The organism is Streptomyces sp. NPDC008137 (genome assembly GCF_042957035.1).
Classification (GTDB): domain Bacteria; phylum Actinomycetota; class Actinomycetes; order Streptomycetales; family Streptomycetaceae; genus Streptomyces.
The window spans coordinates 330,018-342,037 of the sequence record NZ_JBIBHN010000003.1 but is presented as its reverse complement, the minus strand read 5'-3'; the positions used below and the strand labels follow the sequence as shown (position 1 = coordinate 342,037).

General features: G+C 70.7%; 12 protein-coding genes. 1 reads left to right on the top strand and 11 read right to left on the bottom strand.

Going from position 1 to position 12,020, the window contains the following annotated elements; all coding sequences use genetic code 11:
- Positions 1 to 135: 135 nt before the first annotated feature.
- The 10 genes from ACFZBT_RS07555 to ACFZBT_RS07510 all read right to left on the bottom strand — a co-directional run bounded on the left by ACFZBT_RS07555 (position 136) and on the right by ACFZBT_RS07510 (position 9,537).
- Complete coding sequence (locus tag ACFZBT_RS07555; protein ID WP_391099572.1) at positions 136 to 1,044, bottom strand: response regulator; 909 nt, start codon at positions 1,042 to 1,044, stop codon at positions 136 to 138.
- Positions 1,045 to 1,057: 13 nt separating this feature from the next.
- Positions 1,058 to 2,665 (bottom strand): histidine kinase, encoded by a 1,608-nt coding sequence (locus ACFZBT_RS07550; protein WP_391099569.1) that lies wholly within the window; start codon positions 2,663 to 2,665, stop codon positions 1,058 to 1,060.
- 16 nt (positions 2,666 to 2,681) lie between these two features.
- A complete protein-coding gene (locus ACFZBT_RS07545) occupies positions 2,682 to 3,569 on the bottom strand; it encodes a DUF5936 domain-containing protein (protein WP_391099567.1) in 888 nt (295 codons plus the stop codon).
- A gap of 23 nt (positions 3,570 to 3,592) precedes the next feature.
- On the bottom strand, positions 3,593 to 4,537 hold the full coding sequence (locus ACFZBT_RS07540) for a type II secretion system F family protein (protein ID WP_391099564.1): 945 nt from the start codon (positions 4,535 to 4,537) through the stop codon (positions 3,593 to 3,595).
- Positions 4,538 to 4,546: 9 nt separating this feature from the next.
- Positions 4,547 to 5,884 (bottom strand): ATPase, T2SS/T4P/T4SS family, encoded by a 1,338-nt coding sequence (locus tag ACFZBT_RS07535; RefSeq protein ID WP_391099561.1) that lies wholly within the window; start codon positions 5,882 to 5,884, stop codon positions 4,547 to 4,549.
- 25 nt (positions 5,885 to 5,909) lie between these two features.
- Entirely contained in the window at positions 5,910 to 6,266 is a 357-nt protein-coding gene (locus ACFZBT_RS07530; protein ID WP_391099559.1) for a TadE/TadG family type IV pilus assembly protein, read from the bottom strand.
- Position 6,267: 1 nt separating this feature from the next.
- On the bottom strand, positions 6,268 to 6,660 hold the full coding sequence (locus ACFZBT_RS07525; RefSeq protein WP_391099556.1) for a TadE/TadG family type IV pilus assembly protein: 393 nt from the start codon (positions 6,658 to 6,660) through the stop codon (positions 6,268 to 6,270).
- Entirely contained in the window at positions 6,657 to 7,892 is a 1,236-nt protein-coding gene (locus ACFZBT_RS07520; protein WP_391099553.1) for an AAA family ATPase, read from the bottom strand. The genes ACFZBT_RS07525 and ACFZBT_RS07520 overlap by 4 nt, the downstream gene beginning before the upstream one ends.
- A 9-nt stretch (positions 7,893 to 7,901) precedes the next feature.
- Positions 7,902 to 8,609 (bottom strand): Flp pilus assembly protein CpaB, encoded by a 708-nt coding sequence (gene cpaB, locus ACFZBT_RS07515; protein WP_391099550.1) that lies wholly within the window; start codon positions 8,607 to 8,609, stop codon positions 7,902 to 7,904.
- Positions 8,610 to 8,679: 70 nt separating this feature from the next.
- Positions 8,680 to 9,537, bottom strand: coding sequence for a hypothetical protein (locus ACFZBT_RS07510; RefSeq protein ID WP_391099888.1), 858 nt, complete (start codon positions 9,535 to 9,537; stop codon positions 8,680 to 8,682).
- A gap of 305 nt (positions 9,538 to 9,842) precedes the next feature.
- On the opposite strand from ACFZBT_RS07510, the gene ACFZBT_RS07505 reads away from it, so the two are divergent.
- Positions 9,843 to 11,531 carry a glycosyl hydrolase family 18 protein gene (locus ACFZBT_RS07505; protein WP_391099547.1) on the top strand — a complete coding sequence of 563 codons (1,689 nt, stop codon included), beginning with the start codon at positions 9,843 to 9,845 and terminating at the stop codon, positions 11,529 to 11,531.
- Positions 11,532 to 11,547: 16 nt separating this feature from the next.
- On the opposite strand, the gene ACFZBT_RS07500 is transcribed toward ACFZBT_RS07505, so the two are convergent.
- Positions 11,548 to 12,003 (bottom strand): hypothetical protein, encoded by a 456-nt coding sequence (locus ACFZBT_RS07500; RefSeq protein ID WP_391099545.1) that lies wholly within the window; start codon positions 12,001 to 12,003, stop codon positions 11,548 to 11,550.
- Positions 12,004 to 12,020: the final 17 nt, after the last annotated feature.

Here is a 12,020-nt window from a genome sequence, read left to right as displayed (position 1 = left end):
TCCGGTTTCGGCTGTGTCGCTTTCGACAGGGGGAACGTACGGCGGAACATGGCGTCCGCGGGAGGGCCCCAGGGCCCAATTCCGGGCCCAATCGTGGAGGATCGACCGGCTCTTCGTCCGTTCCGTCATCAAAGGTCACCCCAGCCCTCGGGATGAGTCCGGTGCCGTGCCGAGCCATTTCGCGGCGGCCTCGGAGCGGCTGGTGCTGTGGAGTTTGGCGAAGATGCGGTTGATGTGGTTCTTGACGGTCTTCTCGCTGATGAAGCACGTGGCGGCGATCTGCTGGTTGTTCATGCCGGACGCGATGAGGTCCATGATCTCCGCCTCCCTCGCGCTCAGTTGGAACCGCGACCTGTCGGGCCACCCGGATGAAGACTGTCCCACACTTGATTGCACCTGCGAAAGGTTTTGTGAAGAAATGGGTGAGGGTGGGGTGATGGAGAGAGGTGAATCTGCTGGTCGGGGCCGCTCTTGGGAATTGGTATGCGCGTTTGCGGAGGTAGTGATTCCGTATGCAGTCGCATTTGATGACTGGTCCTGGCGGAGTTGGGCGAGCAGGGCCTGCGCTGCCGTGGGGGTGAAGTGGGCCCTGCCCTGTTTGATGTCCCGTACGGCATCCACCAGCTGGTCGGCCGTGAACTCGCCGTGGACCAGGTAGCCGCCCGCTCCTCGGCGCAGGGCCTCCTGGACGATCTCCGACTCCCTGCTGTACGTCAGCATCACGACCGGGGCGATTCCCACCAGATACGGGAGGGCCGAGATGCCGTCCACGCCGGGCATGCGGACGTCCAGGAGGACTACGTCCGGGTGGTGCCGGCGAGCTGCCTCGCAGGCCTGGCGGCCGTCGGTCGCCTCCGCCACGACCGTGATGTCCGCGCGGCCGGAGAGCAGCGCGGTGAGGCCCGCTCGGACGACGGGGTTGTCGTCCGCCACGACGACCCGGAGGGTGCGGCTCGGCTGCTGTGCGGGCTGAGCGAGGTCCGTGAAGGGGTGGGGCGGCGGCTGTGGTGCGGCGCCGGGGTGCGGGAGCGGATGGTCCGGCATCAGGAGCCTCCTTTCAGGCGGTGGGGGTGGTCAGGGCCGCCAGGGGGAGTTCCAGGCGGACTTCCGTGCCCTGGGAGTGGCCGCCGCGGCCGATGCGGATGCGGGCGCCCACCGAGGCGGCGCGTTCGACCATGCCGACCAGGCCGAAGTGGCCCGTTCGGCGGAGTTGTTCGAGTGTCGTGCCGGGTGGCAGGCCGTTTCCGTCGTCGTGGACGCTGATGCGGAGCAGGTCGCCGTGGACGCCCGCGCTGACGTCGACGCGGGTGGGGTGTGCGTGGCGGTGGGCGTTCTCCATCGCTTCCGCGGCGATGGTGAGGAGCTGGCGGGCCACGGCGGGTGGGACGGGGGGTACGGAGTGCTCGCCGGTGGGGTGGTAGACGGCGGGGAGGCCGGTGCGGGCACTGAAGTCGCGGGTGCGGGCGGCCAGTTCGACCAGGACGTCCGTGGCCTGGGACGGGTCCGATTCGCGGCGCAGGTCCGCCAGGAGCTCGCGGGATTCGGCGGCTGCGCGGCGGGCGGAGCGGGCGACCAGTGCCGCCTGCTGTCTGATCAGGGTCGGGTTCATTTGGTCGGTGGCTGTGGAGGTCGTCAGGCCGTCGGCTGCCAGTGCCACGCCGTGCAGGGTCTTGGCGACCGAGTCGTGCATCTCGCGGGCCAGACGGGCGCGTTCGGCGCTGACCGCTTCCGTCACGGCGAGCCGGGCCTGGACGGTGGTGAGGGCCTGGGTGGCCGCGCCGAAGCGGAGCATGAGGTTGCGCAGGCTGGAGCCCACGGCGCCGGCGACGACGCAGAGGCCGGGCAGGAGGGTCGCCTCCGCGAGGCCGGGGGGTGGGTTCTCCTGTGCCGCGTGGATGAGGAGGAGCAGGAGGGCCTGGAGGCTGGCGAACACTGCTGCTCCTCGCCAGCCGTAGACGAGGCCGGCCAGGAGGGGGGTGCAGACGCTGACGTAGGCGAGGGTGCTGTCGGGGCCCGCGGAGATGAGGAGGAGGGCGCCGAAGAGGGTGTCGGCGGCGAGGAGGGTGGGGTGGCGGAGGAGGAGGGGGCCGAAGCGTTCCCAGTCCCTGAAGAGGACGTAGGACGTCATGAAGGTGACTACTACGGCTGCGCCCACCAGGCGGGTGGGGACGCCCTCGTTGGCGTTGAGGAGGGCGGTGGGGGTGGCCAGGGCGATCATGGCCAGGCGGAAACCGAAGACCTGTCGGGACAGTGCCTGTAGGGCGTTGACCTGGATGTCGATCGCGGGGCTGGTGGGGGTATCCGTGGCCGTGCCCCGGCCTTCGGCCGGGACGGGGTTCCCATCCGCACCACCCGTGCGGCTCTCGTTGTCGGGTGGTGCGGGTGGCCCCTGTCGGGGCGGGGCGCCGTCGGCGGCTGACCGGCCGTGCGCACCCGGATCCGGCTCGCCGTCCGCCTGCCCTTCCGACCCGCCGTCCGCATCCCCCTGAACTCCACCCCCCTCCACCGCCTCCCACCCCGGCGGCAACGCCGACGTCACCGGGATGTCCGGCGCGCCCGTGCGGGCGTGGGTAGGGAGGACCGTGCCTGCCGGGGGCGTGGTGATCTCCGGTGTCCTGGGACGGCGGCGGCGAAGCAGCCCCGTCCGTTCCCCTGTCATCGACATGCTGTCGCCCGCCCCCCTACTTGCCCGTCACCGAGCCGAAGTCCGTGCCCGAGCCGAGGATCAGGCCGGCGCCGAGCAGGAGCATCGTGGCCGGGACCATGAAGGTCGTGATCATCATCGTGGCTTTGGGGACGGCCCGGGCGGCCTTGCGACGGGCGTTCTGCGCGTCCGTGCGCCGCATGTCCTTGGCGAGGGCCACCAGCGTGTCGACGATCGGGGCGCCCAGTTCCTCGCCCTGCTGCAACGCCGTGACGAACATGGCGACCTGCTCGGAGTCGTTGCGGCGCCGCAGTTCCGCGAAGGCCTCGCGGCGGCTCATGCCGAGGTCCATCTGGCGGAGGGTGATGCGCAGTTCGTCCGCCCAGGGGCCCTCGTACTTGGAGGCGACCCGGTCCAGGGCCTGGCGGAAGCCGAGGCCGGCGCTGACCACGACGGCGAGGACGTCCAGGAAGTCCGGCAGGGTCCGTTCGATGACGTCCTTGCGGATGCGGATCGCCGACCAGATGCCCACCTCCGTCCAGAACGCGCCGAAGGCCAGCAGCAACAGGGCCACCAGGAGCTGGCCCCGCATCAGGAACACCAGGAAGCCGACGGCGCCGAGGGCCCCGTAGACCGCCCGGCGGGCCGCGTAGCGGTCGATCGTCAGGCCGCCCGGGTTGCCCGCCAGGTCGATCTTGCGGCGGTACTTGGCCACCTGCTTGGGGCCCATCAGGCGCAGGACCGCGGGGGCGTAGCGCATGCCCATGCGGTCGATCAGGGAGTCCACTGCTCCCGTACGCGTGGAGCCGACCTCCAGGGCCAACGCGAGATCCCCCGGCAGTTTGGCCTCGGCGCGGTACATGCGGATACCGGCGAAGACGCCCCAGACGCTGAGGCCCATCAGCAGGGCGAGGAGAAGTCCCATGGGTTCCGTTCCCTCCTGGCTTCTCAGACGTCGATGCGGGACAGGCGGCGGATGAGGACGAAGCCGACGGCGTAGAGCGCGAAGGCGATGATGACCGCCCCCTGGCCGAAGGGGGAGCCGGTCATGCGGTCCAGGGCGCCGTCCTTCACCCCGTTCATCAGGAAGAGCGAGCCCACGCCCAGGACCGGCACGGCGTACGACGTCATGCTGACCTGGGAGAGCTGGGTGCGGACCTCGCGTCGGGTCTCCTTGCGTTCCTCCAGGGTCTCCGTCAGGTTCCGCAGGGCGCTCACGACCTGGCCGCCCGCCCGGTTGGACAGGACGAGGGTGGTGACGAGGACGACCAGTTCGCGGGACGGGAGGCGCTCCGCCATCTCGTCGAGTGCCTCGTCCAGCGACGCGCCCACCGCGAGCTGCGCGGAGACCTTGCCCAGTTCCTCGCCCGCCGGGGCCTCCATCTCCTCCGCCGCCATGCCGATCGCCGTGCGCAGAGCGAGTCCCGCCTGGGTCGCGTTGGCGAGGATCCGGGCCATCTCGGGGAGCTGGTTGATGAACTTCTCGATGCGTTTCTGGCGTTGCCAGTTGAGGAACTGGACGGCGACCCCGATGCCGAGCAGGCCCGCCAGCGGGCCGAAGAACGGGGCCAGGGCCGCCTGGCCGATCAGCCACAGGCCGGCGACCGTGGCGAGCATGTAGACGAAGAACTCACCCGGGGTGATGTCCAGGCCCGTCGCCGCCAGGCGGAGTTCCAGCTTCTTGCCGAGTCTGGTGCGCCGCAGGCGGCGGTCGATGCCCTGGAAGTTGCGGCGGCGGCCGCCGACCGGGACGTGGCCGGTGGCGGAGAGGCGGTCGACGAGCGCCTGGCGCTGCGCCTTGCCCGTGGCGTAGGAGTGCAGGCCGACGACCGCGAGGACGCACGTCAGCAGGGTGACGCCCGTGGTGAGCGTGATGAGCGTTTGCAGATCCATCGGTCGGTCCTACCTGGCTTCTCGGGTGGCTAGCTGGTCCGCGGACCGGGCGATGCCGAAGGCCTGCGGGAGGGGCTGGCTGGCCATGTAGAGGCGGTCGGCGGTGCGGCGTGGGACGGGGAAGTGCTCGAAGGCGCCGTGGATACGGCCGTCGGAACTCATGGGCCGCGCGTTGAAACGGGCGACCGTGACCAGCCGGTACGGGTCGCTGCCGTGGCTGTCCATCAGGGCGATCTCGGTGATGCGGCGGGCGCCGTCCGCGAACCGCGTCAGCTGCACGATGACGTCCACCGCGCTGTTGATCTGGTCGTGCAGCGCGACGAAGGGGATCTCCACGTCCGACATGGAGGCCAGGGTCTGGAGGCGCATCAGCGCGTCCTCGGCGCTGTTGGCGTGGACGGTGGCGAGGGAGCCGTCGTGGCCCGTGGACATGGCTTGCAGCATGTCGAGGGACTCGCCGCCTCGGACCTCACCGACGACGATGCGGTCGGGGCGCATGCGCAGGGAGTTGCGGACCAGGTCGCGGATCGACACCTGGCCCTTGCCCTCGACGTTCGGCGGGCGTGACTCCAGGCGGATGACGTGGGCCTGCTGGAGCTGGAGTTCGGCCGAGTCCTCGATGGTGATGATGCGCTCGCCCTCGGGGATCAGTCCGGAGAGGGCGTTGAGCAGGGTCGTCTTGCCCGTGCCCGTCGCGCCCGAGACGATGACGTTGAACTTCGCCTGCACCAGGCCCGCCAGCAGGTACAGCATGTGCTCGTCGAGCGAGCCGAGGCCGATCAGCTCCTGGAGCGTGAAGGAGCGCGGGAAGCGGCGGATCGTGAGGGTGGCGCCCGTCAGGGACAGGGGCGGGATGATGACGTTGACGCGCTCGCCGGAAGGGAGGCGGGCGTCGACCATCGGGTTCGACTCGTCCACGCGGCGGTTGACCGTCGAGACGATCCGCTCGATCGTCTGCATGAGCTGGTCGTTGGAGGCGAAGCGCAGAGGCAGTTGCTCCACCCGGCCGCCGCGCTCCACGAAGATCGCGTCCGGGCCGTTCACCATGATCTCCGTGATGGAGGCGTCCTCCAGGAGCGGCTCCAGGATGCCGAGGCCCAGCGCCTCGTCGACCACCCTGCGGATCAGCTGCGAGCGTTCCACGGTCGACAGGACCGGGCCCTCGCGGCTGATGATGTGCCCGAGCACCCGCTCCAGCCGCGCCCTGCGCTCGGCGGCGGCCAGCGAGCTCATCTCCGCGAGGTCGATCTCCTCCAGGAGCTTGGCCCGGTAGGAGGCGACCATGTGGCCGTCCTCGCCCCGGTTGCCGTGCTCCTCGGGGGTGTTGATGCGTGCTCGCAGGCTCATGGGTGCGGTGCTCCTAGCTCGTCTTTCAGTGGTCGAGCGGCATCGTGGCGGTCTTGACCGCCGGGTCGAAGTCCCAGCCGGGCACGAGGGACGGGATCTGCACGGTGGCCGTGACGGTGACCTCGTCCGCGCCGGGCGCCGCGCCGCAGTCGGTTTCATCGGCCAGCCAACTGCTCACCGCCGCGCGGCAGTCCGCCTCGTACGGCCCCTCCAGCGACGCACTGCGCGCCCCGGTCCGGGCCGCCGTCCCCGCCTGCTGGGCCGTGTACGCGATCAGGCCGAGTTGTACCGCCGCCAGCCCGACGAGGATCAGGATCGGCAGGAAGCCGATGAACTCGATCGCGACCTGCCCCCGGTCACGGCCCTTGCCGGGACACGCCATCTCAGTCCGCCTCCTCGACCGCACCCGCGTGGCCGTCCACCGGGAACGGAACGGACAGCGTGCCCGGGAAGAGGATCGGGACCTCCAGGTGCACGTCGGCCGTGACGTAACCGGAACCGGAGCCGCCGCATGTCACGTCCGCACCGGATCGCCACGCCTCCGACAGGTGCTTGAGCCCGGCGTCCTCGCAGGCACCGTCACGCGCGCCCGGCTCCGCCGCCGTCGCCGCCCGCACCGCCTCGTCCGCCGCGTTTCCCGCGAGGATGAACGTGTAACCCACGAGCACGACCTGCCACAGCGCCACCAGCGTCACGATGATCGTCGGTGTCATCCCGAGGAACTCGATGGTCACCTGGCCCCGGTCTCGCTCCCGTGCACCACGAAGCACTCTCATCCCCCCTCCCTCCTCCGCCGAAAGCCCACCGCCCCCCGGCCCCCCTTCTGACCCCCGTCCGGGACCTTGACCAGGCCCAACTCCCCCGCCAGGCCCCACAGGGCCTGTTTCACCGAGCTCTTGTTCTCCAGCTCGTGGATGCGGCCCGCGTCCACGACGCTCTGCAGTTCCTTGAAGTTGGCGGGGACGACGGTGGCGGCGACCGCGGTGCCGGTGATCTTCTGGATCAGGGGCGGCTGGATCTCCGTACCGCGGCTGTGCCGGTTGACGACGACGGTCGTCTCCTCGGCCTTGCGGATCTGCAGCCGGTCCCACATCCGTACCGCCCGTTTGGCGCCCCGTACGGCGACCACGTCCGGCGTGGTGATGAGCAGGGCCCGGTCCGCCATCTCCACGGCCGCCGCGCCCGCGCCGCCGATCTGGGCGCCGCAGTCGATGACGACGACCTCGTAGCGGGAGCGCAGCGCGCTGACGATCTGGCGGGCGGCGCGGTCGGTGACGTCCTCGCCGCGTTCCCCTTCGGCGGGGGCTAGCAGCAGGGCGAGGCCGGTGTCGTGGCGGAAGACCGCGTCGGCCAGGACGCGCGGGGAGATGTCCGTGATGGCGGCCAGGTCGACGACGGAGCGGCGGAACTGGACGTCGAGGTAGGAGGCGATGTCGCCGGTCTGGAGGTCCATGTCGACCAGGGCGGTGCTGCGGCCGGAGGCCTGGGCGGCGAGGGCGAGCTGGATGGCGGTCAGGGTGGCTCCGGCTCCGCCCTTGGCGCCGCTGACGGTGACGACGGTGCCTCCGACGCCGGTGAAGACGTCGCCGCCGGCGCCCAGGTGGCGCCGTACACCGACGGACCACTGGGCGACCGCCTGGACGCGGCTGGCCAGTTCCTCGTAGCTCAGGGGCAGGGCGACGAGGCCGCGGGCGCCGTAGTCCATGGCGGCCTGGAAGAGGCCGGGGCTCGCGTCCGAGGTGACGAGGATGACGCCGACGGCCGGGAAGCGCAGGGCCACTTCGCGGATCAGCTCCAGCGCGGGGACCGGGCCGATCCGCTCGTGCACGACCACGACCTCGGGCAGTTCGTCGACGGACTCGGCGGCGAGCCGCGCGAGGGTGTCGATGAGCTGGGTGGAGTCGGCCACCGGGGCCACCGGCTCGGCGTCCGGGAGCTGGCTGAGCAGCGTCGTGATGGACCGGACGGCGTCCGCTTCACCGACTGCCGGGAGGATCCTCGTGGGCATGCGGGCCTCTCACTTGTCCTTCGCGAGTTCGTACGTCCGGTCCTGCTCCGGGACCGTGGTGTCGCCGCCGGGCGCGACGAGGGCGAGCCGGACCCGCTGGGCGAACGACTCGGCGTAGGTGATGCGCTGGGCGTCGAGGGCGGACAGCGCGAAGGTGATGGGGACGGCGTCGGTGGGCCGCTGGGTGCGGTTGTTCTCGTCCGGCTTCAGCGCGGTCAGGTCGCCCACGTCGATGACCTCGGCGTTGGTAACGATGATCTTCGACTGGTCGGGGTCGCCCTCGCGCTTGCCCTCGAACGTGGCGTACACGTTGACCGAGGAGCCGGGCGTGATCTTGCCGGCCACGCCGGTCGCCGCGTCGATCATGATGGCGACCTCCTGCTGGCCCGGCCGGAGGGCGGGCCGGCGGACGATCATGTCGGACTGGAGCAGGGAGCCCGAGCGCAGGGTCGTGACGGCGATCTTGCCCTGGATGTCCCGCAGATCGGTGACGGCGTTGTCGGACAGCCAGCGTTCGGGCATCTTGATCTTCTCGAACTGGCCCGTGGTGAGCGTGGTGTAGGGCGGCACGTCGGATTTCAGCCGGTAGGCGGTGACCTCGGGTCCGACCTTGGACTTCACGTCGCCTATGACGGAGAGCACGCCGGCGAAGGCGCCCAGGGCGCAGAGGACCGACAGGAGCAGGAGAATCACGCCGCGGCGCTGACGGGAGTTCATGAACCGTGCAACCTCGTTGGGGATAGCGGTCGGTCGGGATCGGAGCGGTGCCGGCGAGCGGTGTCGGGGTTCACCCCGGGCGGCGTCCACCCGTTGCCCCGACGGCCGTTCGGCTCTCGAGCTGCTTGGGGGGCGGGCTGTCGTAGACGGGTGGCATGGCCGAACAGAACACGCAGCGGTCGCCGATGACGTCGATGCCGCACCAGTGGCAGCTGCCGCGCCGTACGGAGGTGACCAGCTGGTAGAGGACCGACAGGTCGGGCAGGAAGCTGCAGAACTCGATCAGCTTGCCGGTGCCCCACCAGTCGGGCGACTCGGCCGGGAGCGGGATCTCGCGCAGCCCCTGCACCTTCCAGGAGGGGGCGAGGGTGGTGGTGACCCAGTCGGACTGGAGCTGCCCCTTGGCGACGAGCATCCAGGTGCCGAACTCGGGGCCGGGGAGGGCGGCTTCGGGGGTGATTCTGACGAGTCGCGGCTCGGGGTGGGCGAGGACGCCGAACTGGCTGCCCGGGACCCAGGACTTGGCGTGTGACTTCAGGCCGACGGGGACGCGGTCGAGCCGGGTGACGGAGCCCAGCAGCGCCCCGGCGTGGATGTAGTGGACGAGCAGCCGGCCCGCCGAGGCGAGCACGCCGGGGCTGATGTCGCAGGACGCCAGCTGCCGTAACTGGCGGGCCAGGACCGCCAGTCCGAGCGGGGGCAGGTCCGGGCGGAAGAGGGCGATGCGGTCGCTCTCCATGAGGGAGCGCAGGGTGTGCAGCCGGCGCTGTACGGCGGTGGGCGCGGCCTGGGAGCAGACCACGATGACGTGTCCGTGGTGCTCGACCAGGGTCTGCATCTCGGCGAGCGCCTGTTCCAGGGGGCGCCGGTCGATGTCCCTCAGCACGACGGCGGGCAGGGTGCGTTCGTCCTGTGGCGGCAGTGCCATGTCGGCACTGGTCACGGCAATGGCAGTTGGCACGCGCGGCTCCCCGTTTCCCCATGCCCGTCGGCGCGCCGGTGTGACTCCGGCCCACTTCGGTGACTTCACTGCGTGACTACCTCAGCACTGTATCCACGGCTCTGTGACCGGAGAACAGCGTTTGTGTAGCTCGCGAGGAACTGTCATTGCGCAAGATGCGTCAAAACGGGGCAGGTTGAGCATCCCGCCGCTCGACACCCATGGACTCGAACTCGCCCCGGAATTGGTCTGAACCTATTGACAGGCCGGTTGGTCTGGACCATTTTCTTGTCATGTCCATATGTAGGCGATACCCGCGGCTGTGGCCGGGCGCCCTCTTGGCCGCCCTGGCCCTCACTGTCACGACCGTCGGCCAGGCCTCCGCCGCCGACGTCAACAACGCCAGGAACGCCGGCTTCGAGTCGGGCCTGAGCGACTGGACCTGTTCCGCGGGAAGCGGTACGGCCGTCTCCTCCCCGGTGCACGCCGGCACGGCCGCGCTGAAGGGGACCCCGGCGGGGCAGGACAACGCCCGGTGCTCCCAGACGGTGCGGGTGAAGCCCGGCTCGACGTACACCCTGGGCGCCTGGGTCCGGGGCGGCTACGCCTACCTCGGCGTCTCGGGCACGGGCACGACCGACGTGTCCACCTGGACCCCGGACTCCTCCTCCTGGAAGCAGCTGTCGACGACCTTCAGGACGGGATCGTCGACGACCTCGGTGACGGTGTACACGCACGGCTGGTACGGGCAGGCCGCGTACTACGCGGACGACGTGTCGGTGTTCGGGCCCGACGGGGGCGGCGGCACCGACCCCGGCCCCACGGTCCCGGCCGCGCCGGGCGGTCTGAACGTCTCCGGTACGTCGTCCTCGTCGGTGTCGCTGGCGTGGAACACCGTCTCCGGGGCCACGGGTTACACCGTCTACCGCGACGGGACGAAGGTGACGGCCGTCTCCGGCACCTCGGCGACCGTGACCGGCCTCGCCTCCTCCACCTCGTACTCCTTCCAGGTCGCGGCGACCAACGCGGCGGGAGAGTCGCCGAAGTCGGCGGCGGTGACGGGCCGGACGAACGCGCCGACCGGTCCCGGTCCCGCCCTGCCCAAGCACGCGGTGACCGGCTACTGGCAGAACTTCGACAACGGGGCCACGGTCCAGAGGCTCGCCGACGTCCAGTCGCAGTACGACATCATCGCCGTCGCCTTCGCCGACGCGACCTCGACGCCGGGCGCGGTGACCTTCAACCTGGACTCGGCCGGTCTCGGCGGCTACACCGTCGACCAGTTCAAGGCGGACATCAGGGCCAAGCAGGCCGCCGGGAAGAAGGTCATCGTCTCGGTCGGGGGTGAGCGCGGCACGGTGGCGGTGAACGACGCGGCCTCGGCGGCGAACTTCGCGAACTCGGTGCACTCGCTGATGCAGACGTACGGCTTCGACGGCGTCGACATCGACCTGGAGAACGGCCTCAACGCGACCTATATGACCCAGGCGCTGCGGTCGCTCTCGGCGAAGGCGGGCTCGTCGTTGATCATCACGATGGCACCGCAGACCATCGACATGCAGTCGACGTCGAACTCCTACTTCCAGACCGCCCTGAACATCAAGGACATCCTCACGGTCGTCAACATGCAGTACTACAACAGCGGTTCCATGCTGGGCTGCGACGGCAAGGTCTACAGCCAGGGCTCGGTGGACTTCCTGACCGCCCTGGCCTGCATCCATCTGGAGGGCGGCCTGGCCCCGTCCCAGGTGGGGCTCGGCCTGCCCGCCTCGACCCGGGGCGCGGGGAGCGGCTATGTGTCGCCGTCCGTCGTGAACAACGCCCTGGACTGCCTGGCCAAGGGCACGGGGTGCGGTTCCTTCAAGCCGCCGCGGACGTATCCCGGCCTGCGGGGCGCGATGACCTGGTCGACGAACTGGGACGCGACGGCGGGCAACGCCTGGTCGAACGCGGTCGGACCGCACGTCCACGGGCTGCCGTAGCGGCTCCGGGACGCCGTCAGCCCATCGGCCGGTAGTGGCCGAGCACCCAGGCCAGCTGCGGGAACCACTCCTGGAGCCGGGTCCTGGGCTTGGCCTCCACCACGCACTCGTAGAACCTGCCGTCCATGTGGACCACCGAGACCATCAGCGCCTTGCCGTCGGGGCTCGCCCGGTAGTGGACGCCGCGGATCTCGGGCCAGCGGAACTCGATCGTCTGGCCGGCCGCCTCGAAGGCGACGCCGGTCGCGTCGACGACGACCGCGTTGCGTTTGTCGACGGCGAGGAAGTCCGGTCCGGCCGGGGCCGGCTGCTGGGGCGGGTTCTGGGCGTACGGGGGCGGGGTCGGCGGGTACGGGGCCGGTGCGGGCGGGTACGGGACGGGCGGCGGCGCGTAGGCGGGCCGCGCGGGCGCGTACTGCGGTGGGGGCGGGCCGAAGCCGGGGCCGGGTGGTGGGAGTGGCTGCTCGGTCATCCGTCGATTCTCCCCGC

Bases quoted from the DNA above. Each gene is read 5' to 3' on its own strand.
- ACFZBT_RS07510 (WP_391099888.1), bottom strand. From the start codon at position 9,537: ATGGCACTGCCGCCACAGGACGAACGCACCCTGCCCGCCGTCGTGCTG.
- ACFZBT_RS07530 (WP_391099559.1), bottom strand. From the start codon at position 6,266: ATGGCGTGTCCCGGCAAGGGCCGTGACCGGGGGCAGGTCGCGATCGAG.
- ACFZBT_RS07520 (WP_391099553.1), bottom strand. From the start codon at position 7,892: ATGCCCACGAGGATCCTCCCGGCAGTCGGTGAAGCGGACGCCGTCCGG.
- ACFZBT_RS07525 (WP_391099556.1), bottom strand. From the start codon at position 6,660: ATGAGAGTGCTTCGTGGTGCACGGGAGCGAGACCGGGGCCAGGTGACC.
- ACFZBT_RS07555 (WP_391099572.1), bottom strand. From the start codon at position 1,044: ATGCCGGACCATCCGCTCCCGCACCCCGGCGCCGCACCACAGCCGCCG.
- ACFZBT_RS07545 (WP_391099567.1), bottom strand. From the start codon at position 3,569: ATGGGACTTCTCCTCGCCCTGCTGATGGGCCTCAGCGTCTGGGGCGTC.
- ACFZBT_RS07500 (WP_391099545.1), bottom strand. From the start codon at position 12,003: ATGACCGAGCAGCCACTCCCACCACCCGGCCCCGGCTTCGGCCCGCCC.
- cpaB (WP_391099550.1), bottom strand. From the start codon at position 8,609: ATGAACTCCCGTCAGCGCCGCGGCGTGATTCTCCTGCTCCTGTCGGTC.
- ACFZBT_RS07540 (WP_391099564.1), bottom strand. From the start codon at position 4,537: ATGGATCTGCAAACGCTCATCACGCTCACCACGGGCGTCACCCTGCTG.
- ACFZBT_RS07550 (WP_391099569.1), bottom strand. From the start codon at position 2,665: ATGTCGATGACAGGGGAACGGACGGGGCTGCTTCGCCGCCGCCGTCCC.
- ACFZBT_RS07505 (WP_391099547.1), top strand. From the start codon at position 9,843: ATGTCCATATGTAGGCGATACCCGCGGCTGTGGCCGGGCGCCCTCTTG.
- ACFZBT_RS07535 (WP_391099561.1), bottom strand. From the start codon at position 5,884: ATGAGCCTGCGAGCACGCATCAACACCCCCGAGGAGCACGGCAACCGG.